The organism is Streptomyces sparsogenes subsp. cuspidosporus (assembly GCF_039532705.1).
Taxonomy (GTDB): Bacteria; Actinomycetota; Actinomycetes; order Streptomycetales; family Streptomycetaceae; genus Streptomyces; species Streptomyces sparsogenes.
In genome coordinates this window covers 538,997-562,925 of sequence record NZ_BAAASD010000001.1, presented here as the reverse complement: position 1 = coordinate 562,925, position 23,929 = coordinate 538,997, and the positions used below count along the sequence as shown (strand labels likewise).

Annotated in this window: 22 protein-coding genes and 5 pseudogenes; 13 read left to right on the top strand and 14 right to left on the bottom strand. The window is 70.5% G+C overall.

All coding sequences use genetic code 11. The features are described from left to right. Positions 1-28: 28 nt before the first annotated feature. The 4 genes from ABFY07_RS02355 to ABFY07_RS02340 all read left to right on the top strand — a co-directional run bounded on the left by ABFY07_RS02355 (position 29) and on the right by ABFY07_RS02340 (position 5,422). Complete coding sequence (locus ABFY07_RS02355) at positions 29-2,185, top strand: hydantoinase B/oxoprolinase family protein (RefSeq protein ID WP_346172769.1); 2,157 nt, start codon at positions 29-31, stop codon at positions 2,183-2,185. A gap of 35 nt (positions 2,186-2,220) precedes the next feature. Continuing rightward, complete coding sequence (locus ABFY07_RS02350; protein WP_346172768.1) at positions 2,221-3,483, top strand: CaiB/BaiF CoA transferase family protein; 1,263 nt, start codon at positions 2,221-2,223, stop codon at positions 3,481-3,483. A 1-nt stretch (position 3,484) separates the two neighbouring features. Then, positions 3,485-4,282, top strand: coding sequence for an enoyl-CoA hydratase/isomerase family protein (locus ABFY07_RS02345; RefSeq protein ID WP_346172767.1), 798 nt, complete (start codon positions 3,485-3,487; stop codon positions 4,280-4,282). 189 nt (positions 4,283-4,471) lie between these two features. After that, entirely contained in the window at positions 4,472-5,422 is a 951-nt protein-coding gene (locus tag ABFY07_RS02340; RefSeq protein ID WP_346172766.1) for a hydroxymethylglutaryl-CoA lyase, read from the top strand. A 243-nt stretch (positions 5,423-5,665) separates the two neighbouring features. Here ABFY07_RS02340 and ABFY07_RS02335 read toward each other — a convergent pair whose 3' ends face one another. Further along, positions 5,666-5,947 (bottom strand): hypothetical protein, encoded by a 282-nt coding sequence (locus ABFY07_RS02335; RefSeq protein WP_346172765.1) that lies wholly within the window; start codon positions 5,945-5,947, stop codon positions 5,666-5,668. A 35-nt stretch (positions 5,948-5,982) separates the two neighbouring features. Here ABFY07_RS02335 and ABFY07_RS02330 point away from each other — a divergent pair, with 35 nt between their 5' ends. Then, a complete protein-coding gene (locus ABFY07_RS02330; RefSeq protein ID WP_346172764.1) occupies positions 5,983-6,429 on the top strand; it encodes a hypothetical protein in 447 nt (148 codons plus the stop codon). Positions 6,430-6,502: 73 nt separating this feature from the next. After that, complete coding sequence (locus ABFY07_RS02325) at positions 6,503-7,327, top strand: hypothetical protein (RefSeq protein ID WP_346172763.1); 825 nt, start codon at positions 6,503-6,505, stop codon at positions 7,325-7,327. 186 nt (positions 7,328-7,513) lie between these two features. Here ABFY07_RS02325 and ABFY07_RS02320 read toward each other — a convergent pair whose 3' ends face one another. The 3 genes from ABFY07_RS02320 to ABFY07_RS02315 form a co-directional block, all read right to left on the bottom strand. Then, the gene (locus tag ABFY07_RS02320; RefSeq protein WP_346172762.1) at positions 7,514-7,960 is read right to left on the bottom strand and encodes a hypothetical protein; all 447 of its coding nucleotides are present in this window, start codon (positions 7,958-7,960) and stop codon (positions 7,514-7,516) included. A gap of 202 nt (positions 7,961-8,162) precedes the next feature. After that, entirely contained in the window at positions 8,163-8,276 is a 114-nt protein-coding gene (locus ABFY07_RS43040; RefSeq protein ID WP_428836844.1) for a hypothetical protein, read from the bottom strand. A gap of 191 nt (positions 8,277-8,467) precedes the next feature. Further along, positions 8,468-8,785: a hypothetical protein gene (locus ABFY07_RS02315; protein WP_346172761.1), complete on the bottom strand. Its 318-nt coding sequence runs from the start codon at positions 8,783-8,785 to the stop codon at positions 8,468-8,470. A 538-nt stretch (positions 8,786-9,323) separates the two neighbouring features. Here ABFY07_RS02315 and ABFY07_RS02310 point away from each other — a divergent pair. The 6 genes and pseudogenes from ABFY07_RS02310 to ABFY07_RS02285 all read left to right on the top strand — a co-directional run. Beyond that, a pseudogene (locus tag ABFY07_RS02310) lies at positions 9,324-9,797 on the top strand (competence protein CoiA family protein); the annotation flags it as partial. A 543-nt stretch (positions 9,798-10,340) separates the two neighbouring features. Further along, positions 10,341-10,526, top strand: a pseudogene (locus ABFY07_RS02305) (transposase); the annotation flags it as partial. Between the two features lie 9 nt (positions 10,527-10,535). After that, positions 10,536-11,894: pseudogene (locus tag ABFY07_RS02300) on the top strand (NF041680 family putative transposase); the annotation flags it as partial. 49 nt (positions 11,895-11,943) lie between these two features. Next, on the top strand, positions 11,944-12,315 hold the full coding sequence (locus tag ABFY07_RS02295; RefSeq protein WP_346172760.1) for a hypothetical protein: 372 nt from the start codon (positions 11,944-11,946) through the stop codon (positions 12,313-12,315). A 238-nt stretch (positions 12,316-12,553) separates the two neighbouring features. Further along, positions 12,554-13,030, top strand: a pseudogene (locus tag ABFY07_RS02290) (transposase); the annotation flags it as partial. A gap of 295 nt (positions 13,031-13,325) precedes the next feature. Beyond that, the gene (locus ABFY07_RS02285; RefSeq protein ID WP_428836834.1) at positions 13,326-13,883 is read left to right on the top strand and encodes a GNAT family N-acetyltransferase; all 558 of its coding nucleotides are present in this window, start codon (positions 13,326-13,328) and stop codon (positions 13,881-13,883) included. Positions 13,884-13,925: 42 nt separating this feature from the next. On the opposite strand, the gene ABFY07_RS02280 is transcribed toward ABFY07_RS02285, so the two are convergent. The 6 genes and pseudogenes from ABFY07_RS02280 to rpmB all read right to left on the bottom strand — a co-directional run. Then, the gene (locus ABFY07_RS02280) at positions 13,926-14,693 is read right to left on the bottom strand and encodes a class I SAM-dependent methyltransferase (RefSeq protein WP_346172759.1); all 768 of its coding nucleotides are present in this window, start codon (positions 14,691-14,693) and stop codon (positions 13,926-13,928) included. Between the two features lie 78 nt (positions 14,694-14,771). Continuing rightward, positions 14,772-15,977 carry an aminotransferase class V-fold PLP-dependent enzyme gene (locus ABFY07_RS02275; protein WP_346172758.1) on the bottom strand — a complete coding sequence of 402 codons (1,206 nt, stop codon included), beginning with the start codon at positions 15,975-15,977 and terminating at the stop codon, positions 14,772-14,774. A 5-nt stretch (positions 15,978-15,982) separates the two neighbouring features. After that, positions 15,983-17,320 carry a pyridoxal-phosphate dependent enzyme gene (locus ABFY07_RS02270; protein WP_346172757.1) on the bottom strand — a complete coding sequence of 446 codons (1,338 nt, stop codon included), beginning with the start codon at positions 17,318-17,320 and terminating at the stop codon, positions 15,983-15,985. Then, positions 17,317-18,861: a Y4yA family PLP-dependent enzyme gene (locus ABFY07_RS02265; RefSeq protein WP_346172756.1), complete on the bottom strand. Its 1,545-nt coding sequence runs from the start codon at positions 18,859-18,861 to the stop codon at positions 17,317-17,319. The genes ABFY07_RS02270 and ABFY07_RS02265 overlap by 4 nt, the downstream gene beginning before the upstream one ends. A 280-nt stretch (positions 18,862-19,141) precedes the next feature. Further along, on the bottom strand, positions 19,142-19,447 hold the full coding sequence (rpsN, locus tag ABFY07_RS02260) for a 30S ribosomal protein S14 (RefSeq protein WP_346172862.1): 306 nt from the start codon (positions 19,445-19,447) through the stop codon (positions 19,142-19,144). 9 nt (positions 19,448-19,456) lie between these two features. Then, positions 19,457-19,683, bottom strand: a pseudogene (rpmB, locus tag ABFY07_RS02255) (50S ribosomal protein L28); the annotation flags it as partial. On the opposite strand from rpmB, the gene ABFY07_RS02250 reads away from it, so the two are divergent. Beyond that, entirely contained in the window at positions 19,618-19,971 is a 354-nt protein-coding gene (locus ABFY07_RS02250) for a transposase (protein WP_346172755.1), read from the top strand. The pseudogene rpmB and the gene ABFY07_RS02250 sit on opposite strands and share 66 nt — an antisense overlap. A gap of 18 nt (positions 19,972-19,989) precedes the next feature. Here the strand turns inward: ABFY07_RS02250 and ABFY07_RS02245 are convergent, their stop codons facing one another. The 4 genes from ABFY07_RS02245 to ABFY07_RS02230 form a co-directional block, all read right to left on the bottom strand. Continuing rightward, on the bottom strand, positions 19,990-20,349 hold the full coding sequence (locus ABFY07_RS02245) for a hypothetical protein (protein ID WP_346172754.1): 360 nt from the start codon (positions 20,347-20,349) through the stop codon (positions 19,990-19,992). An 89-nt stretch (positions 20,350-20,438) separates the two neighbouring features. Further along, complete coding sequence (locus ABFY07_RS02240) at positions 20,439-20,654, bottom strand: hypothetical protein (protein ID WP_346172753.1); 216 nt, start codon at positions 20,652-20,654, stop codon at positions 20,439-20,441. 167 nt (positions 20,655-20,821) lie between these two features. Then, positions 20,822-22,192 carry an MFS transporter gene (locus ABFY07_RS02235; protein WP_346172752.1) on the bottom strand — a complete coding sequence of 457 codons (1,371 nt, stop codon included), beginning with the start codon at positions 22,190-22,192 and terminating at the stop codon, positions 20,822-20,824. A gap of 119 nt (positions 22,193-22,311) precedes the next feature. Further along, positions 22,312-23,793 (bottom strand): NAD-dependent succinate-semialdehyde dehydrogenase, encoded by a 1,482-nt coding sequence (locus ABFY07_RS02230; RefSeq protein WP_346172751.1) that lies wholly within the window; start codon positions 23,791-23,793, stop codon positions 22,312-22,314. Positions 23,794-23,929: the final 136 nt, after the last annotated feature.

Below are 23,929 nucleotides of genomic sequence, written 5' to 3'. Positions count from 1 at the left end.
ACGCCACGGCCTGACCCAGGAGACCCACATGACCGAATCCGCCACCGGCAGGCCCCCCGCCGGGTTCGACCCCGTCACGCTCGAGGTCATCCGCATGCGCCTGGACTCCATCGTCGAGGAGATGGGCATCGCGATGATCCGCTCGTCCGGCTCACCGGTGATCACCGAAGCCGGTGACTTCAACACCGCGCTGTTCGACCCGACCGGCCGCATCTACGCCTACTCCGACTACGTCCAGTTCCACATCGGCTCAGGCAGCGTCGCCGTGCAGAATCTGGTCAGGGAGATCGCCGGTGAGCCACTCGCCCCCGGTGACGCCTTCATCTGCAACGATCCGCACACCGCCGGTGCGAGCCACCCGCCGGACACGAACGTGATCTCGCCGATCTTCCACGGTGACGAGCTGATCGGATGGGCGCAGTCCCAGGCCCATCTGGTCGACGTCGGCGGCATGACGCCGGGCGGCTTCGCTCCCGGGGCCCACGACTGCTACAGCGAGGCCCTCCGGCTCCCGCCGGGAGTGAAGATCTTCGACAGGGGCGAGCCCGTGGAATGGGTGCGCCGCATCCTGCTCAACAACGTCCGGGTGCCCGCGCTGTTCTGGAACGACGTGCGCTCCCTGGTGGCCAGCAACAACACCGGGATCCAGCGGCTTGTCGCCACGATCGAGGAATTCGGGCTCGACGACTTCCGCGAGTACACCCGGCTCAGCTTCGAGCTGGCGGAGCAGGTGGTCCGTGACCGCGTCGCGAAGATCCCCGACGGCACGTACCGGGCCGAGGAGTGGACCGAGCACAACGGCCACGTCGACGAGCTGTACCGCGTCGCCTGCACCATGACCAAGAGGGGCGGGCAGATCACGTTCGACTTCACCGGATCCAGCGAGCAGACCGACGGCTTCGTCAACTGCAGCTACGGTGCCCTCGTCGGAAGCGTCGCCACGGCGGTCGTGCCCATCCTCGCCTGGGACGTGCCGTTCAACGAGGGCGTCATGACCGCCTTCGAGGTCATCGCCGAGCCGGGCTCCATCGTCAATCCCACGCCCCCGGCCCCGATCAGCAACGGACACCTGACGACCGGCGCCCGCGTCAGCCGGCTGGTCACCAAGCTGATGAACGACGCCTGCCGGGGCAGCGCGGACGAGACCGTCCGCGGCCGCACCCAGGGTGTCTGGGCCGACTCCTGGACCGGCGGCATCTCGGCCGGCACCTCGGACGACGGCGAGTACTTCGTGCTGTTCAACATGGACGGCGGGGGCATGGGGGCGGGCGCCCAGCCGGACGCCGACGGTCTGGACTGCGCCGGGATGATGACGCAGGTCAACAACATGCTCCCGGACGTCGAGATGAACGAAATGCTCTATCCCGTGCTCTACCTGTGGAAGCGGCTGAACACCGCCAGCGCCGGGCACGGGGCCCACCGCGGCGGCCTGGGACTGGAGTTCGCCTGGACCCTGCACGGCGCGCCCCGCGCCATGCAGACCGTGTTCGCCCCCAGCGCCCAGGTGGTCGCCGACGGATACGGCGGTGGGCTGCCGGGCGGGGGCAGCGGACACGAGATCTGGCGCCGGACCGACGTGGCCGGTCTGCTCGCGGCGGGCACGGTGCCCACCGACGACAGCCTCACGTGCGAGGCGCGGGACCTGCTGGCCATCAACCAGTCCTCGGTGGATGTCCTGGCCGGCGACGTCTTCGTGCAGTGGATCGCCGGTGGCGGCGGATACGGAGACCCCCTCCTGCGTGACCCGCGGCTGGTCGCCCAGGACGTCCGGGACGGGTACATCGGCGACCGCACGGCATCCGCCGTCTACGGGGTGGTGCTCGCCGACGGTGCGGTGGACGCCGCCGCGACGGCGCGCACCCGCCAGGCGATCCGCGCCGCCCGGATCGGCGGGGAGCCGACCGCGCCGGTCGCCGCCGACGCCGGCGCCGGCGCGTCCGCGCCCCGCCGTGCCGCGGACGGCTGGTACTGCCCGGCCAGCGGTGCCCTGATCAGTACCAAGGACGACTGGCGGCAGGACGCCATCGTCACCACGCGGGTGGCTGCCGACCGGCTGGACGAGTACGGCGTCCGGGTGCGCCCCCGGGACAGCGGGCAGCGGGTGCTCCTGGACGAGTTCTACAGCCCGCGCTGCGGCACACTGCTCGACGCACGCATCCGGGTCGAAGCCGCCACGGCCGGCTGACACCACAGCGCTATCGGAGAAGGAGGTGTTGTCGCGTGACGGAGTTCACCGGTGGATTCGACCTCGGTGCCGTCCTGCCGGGCGGTCCCGCACCCGGGGCTCTGCGCGGCGTCGTGGTCCTGGACATCACACGGGTGGTCGCCGGCCCGTTCTGCTCGATGATGCTCGCGGATCTCGGGGCGACGGTCATCAAGATCGAGCATCCGAAGGACCCGGACTACGCGCGGGCGTTCCCCCCGCTGCTGACGTCGTCCGAGGGCGAGGCGTTCAGCGCGTTCTTCGCCCAGTACAACCGGAACAAGCTCGGCATGACCCTGGACCTGTCCCGGCCCGAGGGCACGGACCTGCTGCGCACGCTCGCCGGCCGCGCGGACGTCCTGGTCGAGAACTTCCGCGGCGGGACCATGGACAAGCTGGGCGTCGGCTACCGCGAGCTGCGGAAGGTGAATCCGCGTCTGGTCTACACCGCGATCTCCGGCTACGGCCAGACCGGCCCGTACCGGCGCAGGCCCGCGTACGACAACAGCGCGCAGGCCACGGGCGGTCTGTGGTCGATGAACGGCTTCCCCGACCGCCCGCCGGTCCGGGTCGGCACCATCATCGGCGACCTGTCGGCCACGCTCTACGCCGTGATCGGCACGCTGGCCGCGCTGCGGCACGCCGAGCACACCGGTGAGGGGCAGCTGGTGGACATCTCGCAGCAGGATTCGGTGCTCAGCCTGACCGAGAACGCGGTCGTCTCGCACACCGTCGAGGGCAAGATACCGGCCCCCCTCGGCAACGAGCACCCGTTCGTCAAACCCTATGAGCTCTACCCGTGCAAGGACGGCTTCGTCTTCTTCGGCGGCTACACCGACAAGTTTTGGCAGTTGACCTGCGAGATGTTCGGCGAACCCGAGCTGGCGGCCGACCCGGAGATCGACACGATGGCCAAGCGGTTCACACCGGAGGTCTACGAGCGCCGGGTGCGGCCGCTGCTGCACCGGTGGTTCGCCGACCGGGCCAAGCTCGAACTCGAGGAACTCGCCGGCGACCTGGTGCCGCTGAGCGCGATCAAGGACATCGGGGAGGTCGTCGCGGATCCCCAGATCCAGGCCCGGGACATGGTCGTCGAGGTGGAGTACCCGGACTTCGGGCCACTGCGCATGGTCGGCTCGCCGGTCAAGCTCGACGTCACCCCGGCCCGGCCCCGGGGGCTCGCCCCCCGGGTCGGCGAGCACACCGACCAACTGCTGCGCGCCTTCGCGGACCTTCCCGAGGAACGCATCCGCGCCCTGCGCGCGGCGGAGGTGATCTGAGATGGGCGGCATCACCCTCGACCGTGACGGGCCGGTCGCGCTCATCCGGTTCGACCGGCCGGAGAAGCTGAACGCGCTGACCCTGGCGATGTACGAGGAACTGGGGGCGGCCTTCGACGAGGTCCGCGACGACGCGTCGATCGGCGTCGCGGTCCTCACGGGCGCGGGACACCGTGCCTTCTGCGTCGGCGCCGATCTCACCGAATCGATCCCCGCGCTCGCCGAGGGGCGGTTCGACATCTCCCGGTGGGACGGGGCCCACCAGAAGCACACCGCCTTGTTCAAGCCGGTCATCGCGGCGGTCAACGGGCTCTGTCTCGGCGGCGGGTTCGAGATCATGCTCTCCACGGACCTGCGGATCGCCGCCGACACCGCCGAGTTCCAGCTCCCCGAGAGCGGCGTCGGGGTCGTCCCGGCCGGCGGCACCCTGACGCGGCTGGCCAGACAGATCCCCTACGTCTGGGCCATGGAGCTGATGCTGCTCGGCGACCGGATCAGCGCGGCCACCGCGCTGCGGTACGGCCTGCTCAACGCCGTGGTGCCGGCCGACCAGCTGCTCGAGGCGGCGATGGACCGGGCGCACCGGCTCACCGCCCGCAGCGGCACCGCCCTGGAGACGATCAAGGAGTCGGTGCTGCGTCTCGGGGACCTCCCGCAGGACCAGGCATTCCACTCCGAGGCGCTGTACGGGCAGCGGGCGTTCACCGCCCCGGACGCACGGGAAGGGCTGGCGGCGTTCGCCGAGCGCCGGCCGCCCCGCTTCCCCTCCCGCCGGAACGCCGGCCGGCCTCCGACGTGACCGGTCCACGCCGGAACGCCGGCCAACCGCCCGCATGACCGGTCCACGCCGGAACGTCGCCGGCCGGTCCGCCCTCGCGCGAGCCACGCGGAACGCCGCGGGCGGCGTTCCGCGTGGCCGCCCTCACGCGCCTTTCCCACCGTTCTCCCACCGCCCTCACGCGCCTTTCCCACCGTCCGAGGGGTCCCGATGACATCCGAGAACACCAGCCCCACCGGAGCACTGCCCCGCGTCGCCCGCCGGCCGGGCATGCCCGAAGAGGTCCGCGTCTACGAGGTCGGGCCCCGCGACGGCCTCCAGGCCGAAGCCGTCCGCGTCCCCACGCCCGTCAAGGCCGAGTTCGTCCGGCGGCTCGTCGGCGCGGGTCTGACCACCGTCGAGGTGACCAGTTTCGTCTCCCCCCGGTGGATCCCCCAGCTCGACGACGCCCATGAGGTGCTCACCGCCGTGGGGCCCCTCGACGGCGTCCGCCTCCCGGTGCTCGTTCCCAACGACCGGGGTCTGGAGCGGGCGCTGGCCGCCGGTGCCCGGGAGATCGCCGTCTTCGCCAGCGCGACGGAGTCCTTCGCGAGGAACAACCTGGGCCGGGACGTGGCGGGGGTGCTGGCCATGTCCGAACCCGTCGTGCGCCGGGCCCGCTCCGCGGGCCTGCCGGTACGCGGCTATGTGTCGATGTGCTTCGGCGACCCGTGGGAGGGCGATGTGGAGCCCCGCGAGGTGGCCTCGGTCGCCCGCGCTCTCATGGACATGGGGTGCACGTCCCTGTCGCTGGGAGACACCATCGGCACCGCCACGCCCGGCCACGTCCTGGAACTCCTCGACACCGTCCGGGAGGCGGGCATCCCCCTGGAGCGGACCGCCCTTCACTTCCACGACACCTACGGCCAGGCCCTGGCCAATGTGCATGCCGCGCTGACGGCGGGCATCACCGAGTTCGACAGCTCCGCCGGCGGCATCGGAGGCTGTCCTTACGCCCGCAGCGCCACCGGCAACCTCGCCACCGAAGACCTGGTGTGGATGCTGCGCGGACTCGGCATCCGCACCGGGGTCGATCTGACGGCGCTGGCGGCCACCAGCCGGTGGATGGCCGGACACCTCGGCCGCCCGAGCCCGTCCCGCGTCGTCACCGCCCTATCCTGACGTACCATCAGGGAGACCGTTGCGCGGCGCGGTCCGTCTCTTCCGTACGGGCGGCTCGCGAGGTGGCGCCCGGCGCCCCGCTACCCGCCGTCGTCGTCCGCGTCGTGCCCCGCCATGTGGCCGCCCGCGATGTGGACGGCGATGTCGCGGGGTCATCGCTTTCTCCGTCCCTGGCCATCCCGGTCGTGTGCCCCGGGCGTCAGCCCCCGGCCTTTGACGACGGTGACGGGCCGTACCGTCACCTCAGTGCGCTCGGGGCTCGGTCAGCCGCCACCCCTCCGGACTCAGCGCGTGGGCGGGTGCCCCGGAGCCGGCCAGGCGGCGCCACAGCCGGGGGGAGAGCAGCAGACAGCCGCTGATGGCGCTGAGCAGCAGGGCCCCGGCGGGGTCCGCGCGCAGCGGCAGAAGCTCCTCCTGACTTCCCTCGTACCAGCCGCGCCCGGCCGCGGCACGGGCGAGTTCCGTCAGGATCGCCCGCCGGCCGCGGCCCACTTCGGCATGGCGTACGACAGCCATCAGCAGCATGTGCGTACGGACCCGATGGTGCTCCCGGCATCGTAGTGGCCGCCTCGGACATCCGCGAGCTAGTCGGGTCCTCCGGCCGCGCGGCGGGCCTGCCCATCGGCACGGGCCCGCTCGTCGGCCGCGCGCCGCGATGTAGCGAGCAGCCGCCGGACGGCGTGACCGGCGAGGCGGTCTGGCGGATCCCCATCGAGGGGCCGATCACCTACACCCTCCCCCTCAGCCCCTCCGCCCAGGCGATCAACAGGGCGATCATGGAGGACTCGACCGCATCAGTCGACGGGTACATCGATCCCGAAGTACACGCGGTGGCCTGCCCGCAGTGCGAGACCGACCGTTGGCTCGCCGCGGAAGGCACCTGGCGTGGAGATGAGCCGATGCGCCTGGCGTGCCGGAACGGGCACACTTGGACGCCGCTCCCCGAGGAACCTGACTTCGCCCGAGGCCTCATGCGTCAACTCACCCTGACCGCCGGTACACAATGACGCCTCGGCACCAGCTCAACACCGGCCCGGCCGGCGCCGCGACCGGGATAGGCTCCCGGACCGGGAGGGACAGATGGCAGAGCGCCTGGGACAGATGATCGTGGATCGGTGCGGCTGGGGGGACGTCACCGTGAAATGGGTCGCCAACGATCAGGCTCGGCTGGTCCCGAAAAACCGTGCCTGGTGGATCGGCATCACCGTGGGGATCAGCGTGCAGATGTGGGCAGGCCGGACCCTTGATGACGGGACGTACGGGGACCCCACCGCGCAGAGCCCCCAACTCTGGGCGTCTGATCACGACGCCGTCATTGACGCGGCCCGACAACTGCGCGACCAGATGGAGGGCGTGGAGCGGCCAGGGGCCGTAGCCGAGTGGCCGAGTGCCGTGGCCCGGGCAGAGGAGATCACCGCACGGGACCAGTCCGTCCCCCACTCCTGGGAGTACCAGGCTGTTCGCAGAATCCTGGCGGTCACCCTGGCCGGGCTCGCCCGCCGCCAGCAGGTTCCGGTCCACGCCGTGACGGCCGCCAGCCTCCTCGAACACCTCGACCGTGGACCCTCGGCGGTCTGCGCGTTCGTCGACGAACTCGGCCTGAGCTCCAGCTCGGCGACGGAGCCGGCCGCCGGGGAATGGGCGTGGCTGACCCGCCCCTGGCCAGCCGAGCCGTCCGCAAACAGCAGCGGCGGAATGCCGCGCGGCATCGGGCCGGGCTCACTGAGCCCGCTGTCCTGGTGTGCACCAGCTGGGCCGCCCTGGCGGTCCACCGGGCAGAGCAGCCGCCAGACGACCCAGAAGAGTGAGGCCCCGCTCCGAGCATCTTGCGGGCCCTGGAGGATCAGCCACGACATTCCTGAGGCCGGGCGCGGCGGGGTCCTCTTCCACGCGGAGGAGCCATGAGGGCCCGCAGTGAACGCGTCAGCGTCACCCGATCGTGTGGCGGCGCGGCACAGCGGCCAGGCATGCCTTACTGGCCTGTCGCACTTCATCTCGGTCGGGACTGACCAAGCCGTGAGCGCCGAAGAGGGGCTTGGGAGCCAGCCACCAGCCGACTCAGCGCGATCCAGGGCACGGCCCCGGCTTTGCTCAGTCGGTTTCCTCCAGACCGCTGGCACGGGCGATGCCGTCCAGCTCCGTGTCGACGGCTTGCCGCTCGGTGACCCATCGATGCAGGTTCTCGCGGATCTCTTGCAGCTCAGCCGGGTCCTCGGCAGCGGAGGCTTCCACGATGGCGAAGCCCGGACTGCCGTCAGGGCCGGGTATCTCCACGACGCGGTGGTCCATGCGACCGGTCAGCAAGATGGCCAGGACCGTCGCGAACTCGCGCTGCACCTCCGGCGTGAAGGTCGAACGGTCATCATCAGAGCCGAAGACGCCTTCGCGGCCCTCGGCTATCAGGTGCGCTGTCTCGTGCACGGCCCGGGCCAAGACGTCGTACTGCTCCGGGTCCATACGGGCCTTGAGCGTTTCCATGTAGAGGGAGACTTTGTCGATCCGGTCGTCTCCCGCGCCGAAGTCGTTCTCGTCGTTCATTCCGGTAGCCTGGTCCGGCGTTAGGCGGGAGTCCAGGCTCGTGCATGGCCCGCTCCCCACGTGCGGACCAGCCACATCGGACCGCGCGTCACTGTCGGCCAGTAGCCTGCGGAACCCTCTTCGCTCGAGGTCCGCACCGCCGCGCGCGGCCGCTCGGCCGGGAGGCCAGATCTACATCGGTTGGCGACTGCTCAGGACTGCGTCAGTCGGGGCATTGGATATCCGCCTGCACCTGTGCCCGTACCGCCGGCTCACCCACGACCCGTCCCACTGGTGCGACGCCGGCTGTCGCCCACAGCTCATCCAGCCGGGACATCACCGCCACCGCGGTCTCCTCATCCCGGCCGTGATGTCCAGGACCACCAGGCCCGGCTCGCACACGTGCACCTCATCGATAGGGCCCATGCCCTGCCCGACGCGATTGGCACCGGGTCGGTCTGCCGAGGGGCCCGCACACCACTCGCCCGAGCGATCACCATCTCCCCTGTGACAGGACAGCCCCATGGATTACGGGGCGGTCGGCTTCGGCTTGCGAGGAGCCCGCACAACCGGCAGCCCACCGGTGCCGTCGGTGGCACGCGGCGCGCGTCGTTGTTCGGGCTGTGCCGTAGGAAGGGCGCTTTTGCTTCTGCGCTTCTTGCTGTCAGCGGGGCCGCGAAGCGGAGGAAGGGTCTTCGGATCGATGCCGTTGGCCTTGAGTCGCTCCGCATGGACGCCGTTGCGCGGCCGGTCGAAGCAGCGTTCGCCCTGCATCGCCTGGCACTTGGGGCAGCGGCCCTTGCGGCGTGGATCCGGTCGGCGCGGCGGGACGCGGAACGTGGTCATCGGAGTGCCGTAGGTGCCACGTGCCATCAGGGGCCCCCTGTCGTTGCTGTGGGTGCTGGCAAATCCTGACAGATCAGCCGAGGCTGCTTCGTGCTTCCTCAGAAGGACACGCCCGGACCTCGTCGGATCGCCAGCAGCATGGGCACCCGGGGATCACGATGCCCCGAGGGTTTCTGCACGCGGCGCTGGCTCAAGTGGGGCCGTCGACGTGGCCTTCCTTTCCCCCCCCGGAACATCGCCGCCCGCATCCGCGCCGTCTTCCCGATCCTGGGCAGTCCGGCCGCTTCGCTGCCGGAGCGACTGTGTGCACCATTCTGACACCACCAGCACCGCCTGCTGACGCAGTCGCCTGCGCTGCTTACTCCGACGGCGCTGTGGGGCCCGGCGCCGTCAACCGAGCACCGGCCGGTACGGCCGAGGAGGGATCGCCCTGCCCTATCCGGTGTATCAGGCTGCTCTGACCGGGGGATGTCATGTCAGACCCCGTTCCTACCGTCCGCTGCGGACAAGGCTCCGTCACCGAGCGAAGGAGAGAGCGATGGTGTTCGTCGGGGTCCACGGAGAGTGGGGACGCATCGACGTCACCCAGGCCGACCTCGGCTGCGGCCAGGACCGGGAGAGCATCTACAAGACCAAGCGGCCCGCACCGCTGAGCTGCTATGAATGCGACTGGCGTCTCCACCTGGTCCACAAGACTCACGGCGCGTACGACCTGTGGTTCCTGCGGCACGCCAACAAGGCACCCCACTGCGAAGCCAGGGCCGCCGGTGAGGGCATGGCCCACCATCTGCTCAAGCTCGAACTCGCCCACCACGCGCGCGCGGCGGGCTGGAGCGCCGAGTACGAGGTCGCCGCACCGGACGGCTCCTGGCGTGCGGACGTAATGGCCACTTCCCCCGACGGCAGCCGCCGGGTGGCTCTGGAGGCACAGATGGCCTCCATCTCGGTCACCGACATCGAGGCCCGCACCGCCCGGTACTCCGAGGCCGGTGTTGAGGTGTGCTGGTTCACCGACCGCAAGACGGTCCCGTGGCTGGACAACGTGCCCTCCGTCCAGATCGCCCGGCCCGACGACGGCGGCCCTGTCCAGGTCACCGCCGAGGCCGCCCGCTTCGAGCCGAAGTGGTGCGAAGACCGGAGAGTCTGCGACTGGTGTGACTGCGAGGACTGCGGCGCGGGCGTCGAAGGGCCCCTGCCGTGCGAAGGCCGCGGCACATGGGAGCTAGCCGCGCCCTTCCCGCTGGAACGCTTCATCGGCGCCATCTGCACGAACGCCACCCGCCCGCACCGTCTGCGCGTGGGCTGGGACACCAAGGGCAAGTGGCGGTGGATCACCCGGCGGTACTTCGAACTGGAAGAGGAGCAGTTCCAGGCGCACCACCGCAAGTACCAGATCGTTGAACGCCTGCTGGCCGTCCAGCAGCGACGGCACAAGGCGCGGCAGGCTGCCGAGCAGGAGCACCTGGCGGCGATCGAGGCCCTCCTCCAGCGCCAGAAGGCCCTGGTCAAGCCGGTGGTGGAGTTCGTCTACCACGAGGCCGGTGCCTATCCCAGCGTCGCCCGCAAGGGCATCGAGTTCTCCATCCGGCTGGGCCGGCATCGCTGGACGATCGAGAGCACGATGTCCTGGCTGGGCGGCTGCCGCCGCCTGCACCGCCGCTACGAGCGGAAGTCCGAGCACTTCCTGGCCTTCACCGCCATCGCCTGCAACCTCATCTGCTACCGCAGACTCACCAAATGAGACGACGTCTTAAGCGACGCCTTGTTGTCTACGGACGGGCCGGTGCGAACGCTGGTCGATCTCGCGCTCGCGCCTGAACATCGCCGTGGCCACGGAGCTCTGTACGGCGGGCTCAATCAGGGGCGGATCGATGTTGTCCGGCTGCGTCGGGCCCTGACCGGACTGCCGCTGCCGAGGGCGGCGGATGGTCGGCTCGTGCTGGCAGTGGATGTTTCGCCGTGTCGGCGGCCGGACGCCAACACCTGTGCTGACCGGTCCTTTTGCCACACGTTCGGCCGCGGTGAAGGCAAGCACCAGATGGTTCCCGGCTGGCCGTACTCCGTGGTGGCCGCACTGGAGAGCGGCCGCACGTCCTGGACGGCGGTGCTGGACGCGGTCCGCCTGGAGCCCGGCGCCGACGTCGCCGCGGTGACCACGGTCCAGATCCGCGAGGTCGTCGAGCGGCTCGTTGCCGCTGGCCAGTGGCAGGAAGGCGACCCGAAGGTCCTGGTCGTGCTGGACGCCGGATACGACGCGCCGCGGATCGCCCATCTGCTGGCCGGGCTTCCTGTCGAGATCCTCGGCCGGCTCCGCTCAGACCGCGTGATGCGCCGGCCCACACGCGCGGGTCTACGACCCCAAGGGCGGCCGTCCGCCCAAGCATGGCAGTGAGTTCGTCTTCGGGGACCCCAGCACCTAGGACGTCGAGCAGGCCGTGACGATGACGGACACCCGCCTCTATGGGAAGGCGACCGCGCAGGCGTGGGACCGGCTGCACCCGCGGCTGACCCGCCGGGCGGCATGGATCGACCATGACGGACCGCTGCCCATCATTGAGGGCACCGTCCTCCGGCTGGTCGTGGAGAAAATGCCCAGCGGCGGGGTGAACAAGCCGGTCTGGCTGTGGTGGTCGGGTACCGGCGCCACCGAGGCGGACGTGGACCGTTGCTGGCAGTCTTCCTCCGGCGCTTCGACCTGGAGCACACGTTTCGCCTGTTCAAGCAGACACTCGGCTGGACGAAGCCCCGGCTCCGCAGCGCGGAGACAGCCGATCGGTGGACGTGGCTGGTGGCCGTGGCCTATGCCCAGCTCCGACTGGCCGTGACTGGCGATCTGAGGCGGCCCTGGGAGAAGCCGGCCCCACCGAACAGGCTGACGCCTGCCCGAGTCCGGCGGGGGTTCGGAAACCTCCGCACGAAGACCGGCTCTCCAGCCCGTGCGCCGAAACCGTCCCAGGCCGGGCCCGGCCGACCACCGGGCTCGAAGAACCGCAGCCCGGCCCTCCGCCATGACGTGGGCCGGATCCTTGCGACCGGCGAGACCTACAGCCGTCCCGCTCACCACAAGGTCGGCACCAAACCTCGACGTGTCACCCGGAGGGCGAGTTGACGGGAGGCCACCCCTGTCCGATGACGGAGCCGTCAAGCAGGATGGCACCGTGGATGCGACCGGACGCCAACCCCTTGAAGACCTCGTGCACTGGAACGGTGAGCTCTCCAAACTCGTCGCAGCCGTCCGGCACGGCGACCCGGCAGCGACCGTCACCCTCCGTCGTGATCACATCGCCGCTGTCGTGGAGAAGGTCGCCACTGGACTCGCCAGTCCCAGCGAGCTCATCGACTGGGCCCAAGCGGTGCACTTCGAGGACCGAGTGGACATCGACGAAGGACACCAGGACCTGCTGACCCAGTTCCTCGTCGAAGTCTCGACCCCCGAGCTGTTCGAACCCGTCACCCTTGCCGTCTGCCAGCGATGGTCGCACGCCCTGCGAGCAACGCCGGAACCCCGCATCAAAGCGGACGGACGTTAAACGACAAGCCGAGAGGTCGTTTTCTCCCGTTAGATGCGCCTTCTCCTGTGTTTCTCGAGGTAGGGTCGTCGTCTCGGTGCGGCTGGTGGGATTGAGGTGGCGGAGGTGCCCTATGGGGTGACGGCTGAGGCGGAATGCAACGTGCGCCTGTCTCATCCCAGGAAGCCGGCGGAACGTGCTCCTGCTGGTCGCGCTGCACGCCTGGGCGCACGCCCCCGGCCAGCGGTATCCCCGGGTCATGGCCGAACGTCGTCCGTATCCGAGTGATCTGTCCGATGCCCGCTGGGCTTTGATCGAGCCGGTGCTGATCGCCTGGCGGGCCGAGCGGCGCCGGCATGCGCTGAACATCGGACGCCCGCCGGAGCACGACTTACGCGAGATCATGAACGCGATCCTGTAAGTGGACCGCACCGGGGTGCAGTGACGCTGCCTGCCCCACGACTTCCCGCCCTGGGAAACTGTGTACGGCTACTTCGCCAAGTGGCAGAAGGACGGTGTGTTCGCCCAGCTCACCGGCATGCTGCGCAGGCTGTTGCGGCAGAAGGAGGGCAAGCACGCAGAGCCGTCCGCATGCGTAATCGACGCGCAGAGCATCAAGACCTCCACCAGTGTCCCGGCCGCCGGGCAGGGCACGGACGCGGCGAAGAAGATCGTAGGCCGCAAGCGGAGCATCGTCACCGACACCCTCGGATTGCTCCTGGCAGTGCTGGTCACGGCCGGGCATACAGGGCTGGACCGCCGCGTACAGTCCGCGCCCCTCGCGGCAGTGCAGAAAGCGGCCGAGGCATCCGGTGGACACCACGACGCCGTGGGGCACGAGCGGACTGCCCGCCGCAGAACGTCCCTCACGCTCTCCATAGCCGCGCTTCGGCACTCTCCGCACACGACCAGCGTGGAGGGACGGCTCCGGTCCGTACCCACCGCGTCAGTCATCCAGACCTTCCTTTCGGCCGGCTCAGTCGGCGGCACGCCGAATACGGCGAAGGCACCCCCGTGACAAGCTGATGCGCGTGACAGCATCCGAAGTCGCCGCACCCGCGTTCACCCAGTTCACTCGCTCCTCCGAGCTTCCCTCATCCATGAGACGTGAACTGGCCGCCTGCTGGGCGGCGGTGGTCAACGCCGGCGGGGCGGTCATCCCGGCGGACTGCCCGCTGCCGCCGCTGACCTCCGCGCACACAGCAGCCGCCGTGGACCGGATCGCCGGCGAACTGGCGCCCGAACACTGCAGGCTTGTGGTGGCCACCGTCGAGGGCACCCTCGCGGGCTGGCTGCTCGTCCGGCGTGAGGCGCATCCGCTCGAAGCGCACTGCGGCACGGTGAACCACGTGCAGACGGACATGCGCTTCCGGGGCTCGGGGGTCGGGGCCGCGCTGATGCGCCGCGTCCGCCGGATCGCGCGGGAGGAGATGGGCCTGGAGCGGCTCAAGCTGACTGTGCGGTCCGGCCTGGGGCTCGAAGTCTTCTACGGGAAAGCCGGATGGACGGAGGTGGGGCGGTGGCCGGGCGCGCTGCGTCTGGCGCCCGGGGACGACCGCGACGAGATCCTGATGAGCCTCGCCCTGTGAGAAGGCCGGACCAGCTCGGTGCACCGAGCCGGCCCACCGCTCTCAGTCCTTCAAAGCCACCAGGACGCAACTGTCCCCTACCTGCCACACCGGCGTGACGCTGCTGAAGCCCGCCTCCCGTAGGAGTTCGGTGTGCCGGCTCACCGGCAGGTGCCAGTTCTCGCCTCCGCCGCCGGACGAGCGGCAAAGGCGCTCACGCTGCTCGAAGAGGTTCGCCAGCTCCGGGTCCGCGGCCGCCGCCGTCCACCAGGACTCCCAGTCCTCCTGGCTCTCGTCGCCCGCGCGCTCGGCCCGACGGCGTCCCACGTGGGCGGTGAGGTCGGAGCAGGAGCGCGCGTCCGGCGGGAAATGGTCTCCGTTGATCAGCGCTCCCCCCGGGCGCAGGAGAGCCGCGATGCTCTGGTAGGTCTTCAACAGGGCGGGGGCCTGGAGGTAGTGCAGGGCCGTCGTCGTGACGGCGCCGTCCAGCCCGTGCTCCAGGCCGAGGGCGTCGGTCCAGCCGTCCTCGCCGATCACCGCGTTCACCCAGCGCGCGACGTCCGGATGATGCGCGCGCGCCAGTTCCAGCAGCATGGGGTCCATGTCGACCGCGATGATCTCCGCCTCCGGCAGCCGACGGGCGAGCCGGGCGGACAGGGATCCTGGACCGCAGCCCAGGTCGAGCAGGGTCGGCCGGGGGCGGTCGACGCACACGTGCTCCACGACGTCACAGATGACGGTGAAGCGCTCCTCGCGGTCCAGCGCGTACCGCTGCTGCTGCCGCTCCCAGCGCTCGACCCAGGTCCTGGCCGTCTCCATGCTCACGCTCACCGGTCGCGCACCTCTTCCGTCTCCCACCTCTTGCGACTACCGCGTAATCTACAGGTGGAAACGATTATCAATAGCCATTCACTCCAAGGAAGCCAGCGCGTCCAGCAGACGGTCGATCTCCGCACCGGTGTTGTAGACATGCAGGCTCACCCGGACGGCCCCCTCCTGCTCGTCCGCGCCGGCTTGGCAGAGGCTGTCGGCCCGGACCATGAAACCGTGGCTGAAGAGGATGAAGCCGAGGTCGTCGGAGGGTATGTCACGGTGCCGGAAGGTGACGATGCCGTGCCGCCGCTGGGCCGCGGGCAGCGCGGAGCCGGCGGCCAGACTGGCGGGGCAGCCGAGGACCTCGTAGGCGTCGAGCCGGCGCAACCGGTCGGTCAGGCGGCTGGTCAGGCCGGAGACGTGGGCGGCGATACGGTCGACGCCGACCGCGTCCAGCCAGTCGAACGCCGCCAGCAGTGACACGACGCCCACGGTGTTGGGGGTGCCCTGCCAGCCCATCGGGCGCAGCGCGGGCCCCCGGGTGTTGCGCGCCCACACCGCCCCGGTGCCGGGCAGCGCCAGGGTTTTGTGCCCGGAGAAGACGACGAAGTCGACGTCGAGCGCGGGGTCGTCGAGCCGAAGCGGCACGTGGCCGACGCTCTGCGCCGCGTCCAGGCAGATCGGCACCTCGGGGCCGACGGCGGCGCGGATGCGGTGGACGTTCATGTCGCCGCCGTAGACGTGGTGCACGTGGGTCGCGGCGACGAAACGGGTGCGGGGGCCGACGGCCTCGGCGAGGGCGCGGTGGTCGTAGTCGCCTGAGGCCTGCCGGGGCAGGGGCCGCACCCGCACCTCGGTGCCGCGCTCGGAGAGCAGGCGCTGGGCCTCCAGCCACGGTTCGAGGTTGGCCCGGTGGTCGGCGAACGGGACGAGGATCTCGTCGCCGTCGGTGAGGTGTCCGGTGAGCCAGTCGCGGGCGACGGTGCGCAGGCCCTCGGTGGTCCCGCCGGTGAAGAGCACGGTGGAGCGGCCCGGCGCCGGGTCCCCGAGGAAGGACTTGACCCGCTCACGGGCCTGTTCGACCAGTTCCGTGGTCCGGTTGGCCCACGGGTAGGTGCCGCGTCCCGCGTTGGCGTTCGTCGTCGTCAGATACGTCTGCACCGCGTCCAGGACGGCTTGCGGCTTCTGCGAGGTGGCCGCGCTGTCCAGGTACACCAGCTCCGGGTGCGCGGTGAGGATGGGGAACTGGGCGCGTGCCAGGGCCTGCCAGGCCTCGCCGTCGCCGGGGGTCTCGCCGGGCATCGGGCTCACTCCCTCACCAGCGGTGCGCCCGCGTCCCGCCAGGCCACGATGCCGCCCGCGAGGCTGCGCACGTCGGGGTGGCCCATACGGGTCAGCAGTGCCGCGTAGCGCAGCGACTTCTCCCCCACTGGGCAGGCGAGCAGTACCGGGGTGCGCTTGCTGAACGGCAGCCCGGTCCGCACCAGTTCCTCGAAGACCTCGTCGACGATGTTGGCCGATCCCTCGATGTGCAGGGCGGCGTAGGCGTGCGGACCGCGCAGGTCGATCACCAGCGGGCGGGGTTCGCCCCCGGCCAGCCACTGCTGCGCCTCATCGACGGTGACGGTACGGGCCTCGGCACGGACTTCGGCGTCGGTGAGCGACGCGGCCGAGTGACCGCGCCGTGCCCTGCCGAGCAGCTCCGGGCGACGGTCGCGTACGTAGCTCAGATAGCTCTCGGCCCGGTCGCAGACGATGAACACGGCGGTCTGCCGACGCCCGGTGCCCGCCAGCTCGGCGTCGACCGCGCCCAGTTGACGGACCGCTCCCTGGTAGGCCGCGCCTCCGGTCGGCCCGGACAACAGCCCGCAGCGGCGGATCAGTGTGACCATGCCGTCGATGGCCTCCTGGGAGGTGACCGACGCGATGGAGTCGTACGTCGCCGGGTCGAACAGCCCTACCTGGTGCACCTCGTCGATGGTGCGGATGCCCGGGATGAAGTCCGACTTGTCGGCGACCAGGCCGAGTACGCGCACCCGCGGGTCGTGCTCGCGCAGCACCTTGGCGACACCGGTCGAGGAGCCCGCCGTGCCCACGCAGGCGACGAACCAGTCGGGGGCCCGGCCGTCCAGGTCCTTGACGATCTCAGGTCCGGTCCCGGTCGCGTGCGCCTCGACGTTGCGCGGATTGAAGTACTGATCGGTGTGCAGGTAGGTGCTGCCGGGCTCGGACAGCGCCTGGTGGAAGCGGGTCAGCGGATCGTCGGTGTCCGTGGGGTCGAGGCACTCGCTCCGTCCGGGCAGCTCCTCGATCTCCGCGCCCAGCAGGAGCAGCAGTTCCTTGATCTCGGGAACGCGCATCCGGTTGGTCACGCTCTTGAATTTCAGCCCGTTGAGGCCGGCCAGGAGCGCGAGGGCCTTGGCGGTGTTGCCGCTGGACAGCTCGACGACCGTGCCGTCACCGCCTGCCGCCTCCGACAGGAACGGACGAGCCATGTGCCAGGCGGGCCGGTCCTTGACGGACCCGAAGGGGTTGAGCATCTCCAGCTTGGCGTAGAGGTCGATGTGGCTCAGTCCGTGGACGGACGCGTCGATGCGGACCAGCGGTGTGTTGCCGATGGCGTCGGTGATGCTGTCGTACCTCAAAACGGCCCTTTCTCCGGGTGTATGAGCGGCCAGTAGTCCTCGTCAGGGCACCAGCGCCAGGCGCCGGCCTCCCGCGTGACCGCCACCGTCCGTGCGACGGGCTGCCGTTGCGCGCGGTGGGCGTGGAAGTCCATGGCGTACCCGGCGGTGTTGACGAAGGCCAGGACGTCGCCGGCAGACGGCAGCCGCGGCAGGTACACCAGCCGCCGGGTGATCAGGTCGGCCTCCAGGCACAGGTTGCCGACCAGGTGGACTCCGACCGGACGGCCCCGTCCGGTCCCGTCACCGTACGGCTCGCCCGGGGCTCCGTCACGGGGCAGCAGGACGGGGTCCACGAGCACCCCGTGCTCCTCCAGGCTGACATCCCCTGCGTTCATGCCCAGGCGCACCAGGTACCGGTCGGGGGCGTCGCTCGTGCGCCGCACCTCCAGCACCCGGGCCAGTGACACCCCGCATTGGTCGACGAGGGCCCGTCCCGGTTCGATGTACAGGTCGTTCAGGTGCTCCAGCAGCAGAGTGGCCGGCGGCCGGCCCAGGGCCGGGGCGGGGCGTGAGAGCAGTTCGTCGAGGTAGCCGGGCCCGGCGACGGTCCGGTGCGCGGGATACAGCGCCGCCGTGCCGCGCACCGTGCCGCCCTCGGCGCGCAGCCCATAGCCGTGGCCGCGCCAGGTCAGCGGCGGGCGTACCCCCAGCACGGCTTCGCTCAGCGCGGTGGTCCAGCGCTCCCACTCGGCGGCCTCGGCGACGTATTCGGCGCCGAACCCCCCACCGATGTCCACGGCGCCCGGCGTCAGGCCGCGGGCCCGGCACTCGTCCATCAGCAGCACACACCGCTCCAGGGCGCGGGCCTTCTCCTCCAGACCGGTGGTGTCCAAGTGGTAGGCCAGGCCGACCAGTTCGACGGCGTCCGCGTGCTCTTCCAGCGCCGACCACAGCGCCTCGGCCTCGGCGACCGGCGTGCCGAACCGGCTGCCGCGCGACAGGACCCGCGTGCCGACGCCGCCGTACCCGGCGTCCGACTCGAACCCCGACAGCCGCGCCAGTACGCGCGTCCTGCTCAGGCCGTGCCCGCGGACGAGCTCGACCAACTGCCGCAGCTCACCGGCCGAGTCCACGTTGACCGTGGCTCCCACCCGGGCCGCGAGCCACAGGAACTGCGGGTCCTTCGGCCCGGTCGCCATCACCCGGTCCCCCGTGAACCCGCAGCCCAGCGCGTGCCGCAGCTCTCCCAGGGAAGCCACGTCGACGCCGACGGCGACCGGATCGCACGCGGCCAGCCTGCGCACCAGCGCGCTGGACCGGTTCGCCTTGTGCGCGAAGTACACCCGGCCGGAGAGACGGTGACGCCGGTACACAGAGAGGAAGCGTGCGGCGTTCTCCGCGACCACCTCGGGGAGCAGCACGTTCAGCGGTGAGCCGAGCGCGTCCACCAGCGAGTGCAGAAACCTTGCCTCCCCGAGCAGCGAGGCGAGCGGCGGCTCCACCCGCGGCCTCAGATACAGGGGCGCGTCCTTCGCCACGTACCCTCCCCACGTTCGCATGTCCCCGCCAGATGGTGACGACAATCGTTCCCGGGGGTAGTCGTTTCCATCTACACGCGCCGCTAAGCCTCGTCTTGCGTGCGCCGCGCCACATCGCCGGTCCCGGCACTCGCCGGATCGGCCGGAGCACGACCGCCGCGGCCACCCCGTCGCTCACGGACTGCCCCTCCGACCAGCCGACGACACGCGCCGCGCGGCCGGAGCGGCGGAACCGCGTGGCACGGTCGCAGCAAGGCGCAAAGGGGGCGGCACGGGTGTGCCGCCCCCTCCTGCTCGGCCATCACCAGGACGACTTCGTCACCCCCGGCAGGTATCCGGTGTGGGCCTGCTCGCGCACGTTGACGCGGGAGAGGCCGAACTTGCGCAGGTGGCCGCGTGGGCGACCGTCCACGCTGTCACGGTTGCGCACGCGGGTCACGCTCGCGTCCCTGGGCTGCCGGCGGAGTTCCGCCTGCGCGGCCGCCTTCTCGTCGTCCGTGGTGCTCGGCGAGACCAGGACGGCCTTGAGTTCGGCGCGCCGCTGCGCATAGCAAGCCACGATCAGCTTCCGCTTCTCGTTCTTCGCGAACTTGCTCTTCTTCGCCATCAGACACACTCCCCCACGGGCTCGGGTCCGGGCGACAGCGGCCTCGATGCCGATCCGTCCACGGTCTTGACGGCTCGCGCGCTCAGGCGCAGGCGCACGCTGCGCTCCTCGCTGGGCAGCCAGTACCGCTTGGTCTGGATGTCCAGGTCAAACCGGCGCGAGGTGCACCGGTGCGAGTGGGAGATCTTCTTGCCGAAGACCGGCTGGGCGCCGGTCAGCCGGCAGTGGGCGGACATACGGGTTCAGGCGACCTCGCCCGAGTGTTCGCCGATCTGCTGCGTCATCAGCGCGGATACCTGCTCCAGCAGTGGATCCGCCAAGCCGAGCGGAACGCTCCGAAGCCGATGAGCGGATTCGCCGGCTTCCTCCGCCGGGATCTCGACGCCGTCACCGCCGGCCTCAGCCTCCCGTGGCGTTCCGGAGTCGTCGAGGGACATGTAAATCGGGTGAAAACGCTCAAGCGCGCCATGTATGGCCGGGCCTCATTCGAACTGCTTCGGACCCGCATCCTCACCCAGCCGTGACCGGGCGAAGGCATACCGTCAGACGATCAGACGTCGATCCTGAGGATCGAAGCACACCAGGCCCGACATCCGGGCCAGGCCGGCGGCAAACGAGGCGACCTCCTGATACTTGCTGAAGACCATGCCGAAACAGAACAGCGGACCGCTCGCATTATTGATCAAAGGGCCGTCCGACCACGGACTCGTATCCTCGTCCTCATCATCGGTACTCACATCGCGCCATCGGGCCACCAGCCCTTCGATGTACTGCCTGATACGCGGAGTCGGGGGCTCGCTCGCGCCTCCCATGAACGTGCCGTACAGATCCTCGAAGACCTCAAGTGCCGCTGCGTCGTCCGCGGGTCTCGGGCCGTCCCACACAGCCAAGTCGTAGCTCATGGCCGCATGGTGCTCGTGCCCACTGACAGCCCTGATGCCACGTGCACACACTTCAGCGGTTCATCACGGAACCGCGGACGGAGCCACTTTCAAGGAGTGCCAACACTCGTGCCCGGCCTGCTGGGCTTGGCGTGGGCGGTGATGGCGCGCTGCTTGCAGTCGTCGCACAGGTGCGGGTGGGTGTCGCGTGGGGTGTCCCACCCGGCGGGTTCGATGGCCTTCCACCGTTCGTTGGTGAACCGGGTGCCGCAGCCGGCGCCCTCGAACCAGTACGGACAGCGACGGCACCGACGGAAGAGCGCCACGGCATCGCCTTGGTCGATGCCGTGGGACGCATCTCGCCAACCGGGACAGCAAGTTCACCGCCGCGTTCGAGATCGACCTGCTCACCTGGGCGGACGTCGGTCGGTGACTTCCTGGAGCACGGGGGAAGCCCCGCTCGGCGTGGGGCCGACCCTCACCGGCTGCCGCGTCAGGCGGCTCCGTCGCGGGCGGCGCGGGCAGCCCGCGCCAGATCCATGTCCGTCGTCTCCGGCGCGAGGAACTGGGACACCAGGCCGCCCAGCGCCAGCACACCCGCACCGATCAGCAGGACGAACTCCGCGCCGAAGCGGTCCAGGCCCATCGGCAGCAGGAAGGTGCCGATGGCAGCCCCGACCCGGCTCATCGCCGTCGCGAAGCCGACGCCGGTGGTCCGCAGGGCCGTCGGAAACACCTCCAGCGGGTAGACCGCGGTCAGGGCGCTGGAGGCCGCGTTGAGGAAGATGAAGAAGAGGAAGCCGCCCACGATGACGGGCGTGGACGACGGCCAGACCGCGACCAGGGCGAGGCAGCCGGCCGTGATCCAGAACGGTGGGATCAGCAGCTTGCGGCGACCGATGCGGTCCACGACCAGGCAGCCCGCGGTGACGCCCGCCACGGCGGTGAAGGAGTAGACGAGGAGCGCCGCGACCGCGTTGTCTCCCATGTTCAGGGCTTCGAAGACCTGGGTCCAGAAGGTGCCGATGGCGAAGTACGGGAGCACGAGGGCGGCCCAGAAGACGCCCGCGAAGATCGTGCTGCGCAGGTGCCGACGGCTGAACAGGGCCCGGAACCCGGCCTGCCGGCCGGCCGCGCGCTCGTCGAGCTCGGCGACGACGTCGACCTCGATGCCGTACTTCTGGATCAGCGCCTCGGCCTCCTCACGGCGGCCCCTGCTCAGAAGCCAGCGCGCCGACTCGGGGACCCCGCCGCGCAGCGCCACGCACACCACGGCGATCACCGCGCTGCTCGCCAGCGACCAGCGCCACCCGCCCTCGACGTCGGCGAACAGGGCGCCGACGACCGTCGCCAGCGCGTAGCCCACATACCAGCTGATCTCCAGGCTGGCCAACAGCCGGCCGCGGCCCTTCCGGGGCGCGTATTCCGACAGCAGCGGTGCGCCGATCGCGTACTCGCCGCCGATCGCCACGCCCATCAGCAGCCGGACGAGGAAGAGCTGAAGCCCGTCGACGACGAAGAACTGGGTGATCGAACCGATCAGGAAGATCAGCATGTCGACGAGGAACACCGGGCGCCGACCGAACCGGTCGGCGAGCCGTCCGAAGAGCGGACCGCCGACGAAGATGCCGATCAGCGGTGAGGCACCGACCAGTCCCTGCATCAGAGTGGAGAGATTGAGGTCGGCGGTCAGGGCGGCCATCGCCATGCCGATGCCGCCGATGATGTAGCCGTCGATGCCCTGGCCTATCTGGGTGGCCAGCTTCAGCTTGGTGTGCAGTCGGCGGCGTTCCCGTGCGCAGGCCGCGTCAACGGCCGGCGGAATGCCGGTGGAGCCGTGTTCGGTCGCAGGCGTCGTAGTCATGGGCGGTCCTCAGTCTTTCGGTGTCCGGGCAGGCCGGGGCGCCACCGCGGCCCGTGCGGGAGCAGAGAGGGCGAAGGGAGGGAAGAGCTCGAAGGAAGAGGGAGGTGGCGGAGGGGTGCTCAGGCGGTCGTCGGCCAGTCGAGGGCGATGTACTGGGTTTCCAGGAACGCCTCGATGCCCTCGCGGCCGCCCTCCCTGCCGAGGCCGGACTGCTTGACGCCGCCGAACGGCGCGGCCGGGTCGGACAGCAGGCCGCGATTGAGGCCGACCATGCCGGCCTCCAGGCGCTCGGCGATGCGCAGCGCGCGCCCCACGTCGCGCGAGTAGACGTACGAGGCGAGACCGTGGACCGTCGCATTGGCGCGGGCCAGCATCTCGTCCTCGTCGGTGAAGGTGGTCAGGGGGGCGACGGGCCCGAAGACCTCCTCGTGGAGGATGCGAGCGTCGTCGGGTACGTCGGCGAGGACCGTGGCCGGGTGGAAGTGGCCGGGGCCGTCGGGGACGCTGCCACATGCGGCGACGCTGGCCCCGCGCGCGATCGCGTCGTCGACGAGGGAGCGGACCTTGTCGACGGCGGTCTGGTTGATCATCGGGCCGAGGGTGACGCCGTCCTCCAGGCCGGGTCCGGTCCGTACGGCGGCCATGGCGGCGCCGAGCTTCTCGGTGAACTCGGCGGCAACGGACTCGTGGACGTAGAACCGGTTGGCGGCGATGCACACCTCGCCGCCGCCGCGCATCTTGGCGTCCATCGCGCCGCGCACGGCGGCGTCGATGTCGGCGTCCTCGCAAACGACGAAGGGGGCGTTGCCACCCAGCTCCATGGTCACGTTGACGACGTTCGCCGCGGCCTGTTCCAGCAACAGCTTGCCGGTGGCGGTGGAGCCGGTGAAGGAGAACTTGCGGACCCGTTCGTCGCCGAGCCAGGCCGTGACGACCTCGGGCGCGCGGTCGGTCGGCAGTACGTTCAGCAGTCCGTCGGGCAGCCCGGCCTCGGTCAGCAGAGCGGCGACCGCCAGGGCGGTGAGCGGGGTCTCCGGTGCCGGCTTGAGCAGGACGGGGCAGCCGGCCGCGAGTGCGGGGGCGATCTTCCGGGTGGCCATGGCGGCCGGGAAGTTCCAGGGGGTGACGAACGCGGTGACACCGACCGGGTGCTTGCGTACGACGTGACGGTAGCCGCCGGCCGGGGCGTCCCCGAAGGAGGAACCGATCCGTACGGCCTCCTCGGAGAACCAGCGGAAGAACTCGGCCGCGTAACCGGCCTCGGCCGCCGCGTCGCGGTACGCCTTGCCGTTCTCCAGCACGATCAGGCGGGCCAGCGCGTCAGTGTGCTTCCGCATCAGCGTGAACGTGTTGTGCAGGATCTCGGAGCGGCGCCGGGCCGGGGTCGCCCGCCAGTCGGCGGCCGCGGCCTGGGCCGCTTCGACAGCGGCCAGCGCGTCGCCCGGGCCCGCCGCCGACACCTCGCGGACCAGTTCGCCGGTGGCGGGGTCGTACACGGGGAAGGTCCGGTCGTCCTCGGCCGCGCGCCAGCGGCCGCCGACGAGCACGTCGCCGTCGGCGAGCGGTGCCTTGGCGAGGGTGTCGATGCCGACGAAGGTCATGAGCTGCTCTTTTCTCCGTTCCGGAACGGGACTCGTCCGGTTCGCGGTGAATTTACGAGCGCATCACACGGCCGACAAGGCCGGTCTTCAGATCGAAATGGGTGTTGCTCTGAGGGCAACCCGGCGATCATGCATC

Excerpts from the sequence above, each read along its gene's own strand:
- ABFY07_RS02355 (WP_346172769.1), top strand. The coding sequence starts at position 29 with ATGACCGAATCCGCCACCGGCAGGCCCCCCGCCGGGTTCGACCCCGTC.
- ABFY07_RS02345 (WP_346172767.1), top strand. The coding sequence starts at position 3,485 with ATGGGCGGCATCACCCTCGACCGTGACGGGCCGGTCGCGCTCATCCGG.
- ABFY07_RS02340 (WP_346172766.1), top strand. The coding sequence starts at position 4,472 with ATGACATCCGAGAACACCAGCCCCACCGGAGCACTGCCCCGCGTCGCC.
- ABFY07_RS02335 (WP_346172765.1), bottom strand. The coding sequence starts at position 5,947 with ATGCTGCTGATGGCTGTCGTACGCCATGCCGAAGTGGGCCGCGGCCGG.
- ABFY07_RS02325 (WP_346172763.1), top strand. The coding sequence starts at position 6,503 with ATGGCAGAGCGCCTGGGACAGATGATCGTGGATCGGTGCGGCTGGGGG.
- ABFY07_RS02320 (WP_346172762.1), bottom strand. The coding sequence starts at position 7,960 with ATGAACGACGAGAACGACTTCGGCGCGGGAGACGACCGGATCGACAAA.
- ABFY07_RS43040 (WP_428836844.1), bottom strand. The coding sequence starts at position 8,276 with ATGTCCCGGCTGGATGAGCTGTGGGCGACAGCCGGCGTCGCACCAGTG.
- ABFY07_RS02315 (WP_346172761.1), bottom strand. The coding sequence starts at position 8,785 with ATGACCACGTTCCGCGTCCCGCCGCGCCGACCGGATCCACGCCGCAAG.
- ABFY07_RS02275 (WP_346172758.1), bottom strand. The coding sequence starts at position 15,977 with ATGCCCGGCGAGACCCCCGGCGACGGCGAGGCCTGGCAGGCCCTGGCA.
- ABFY07_RS02265 (WP_346172756.1), bottom strand. The coding sequence starts at position 18,861 with ATGCGAACGTGGGGAGGGTACGTGGCGAAGGACGCGCCCCTGTATCTG.
- rpsN (WP_346172862.1), bottom strand. The coding sequence starts at position 19,447 with ATGGCGAAGAAGAGCAAGTTCGCGAAGAACGAGAAGCGGAAGCTGATC.
- ABFY07_RS02245 (WP_346172754.1), bottom strand. The coding sequence starts at position 20,349 with ATGAGCTACGACTTGGCTGTGTGGGACGGCCCGAGACCCGCGGACGAC.
- ABFY07_RS02235 (WP_346172752.1), bottom strand. The coding sequence starts at position 22,192 with ATGACTACGACGCCTGCGACCGAACACGGCTCCACCGGCATTCCGCCG.
- ABFY07_RS02230 (WP_346172751.1), bottom strand. The coding sequence starts at position 23,793 with ATGACCTTCGTCGGCATCGACACCCTCGCCAAGGCACCGCTCGCCGAC.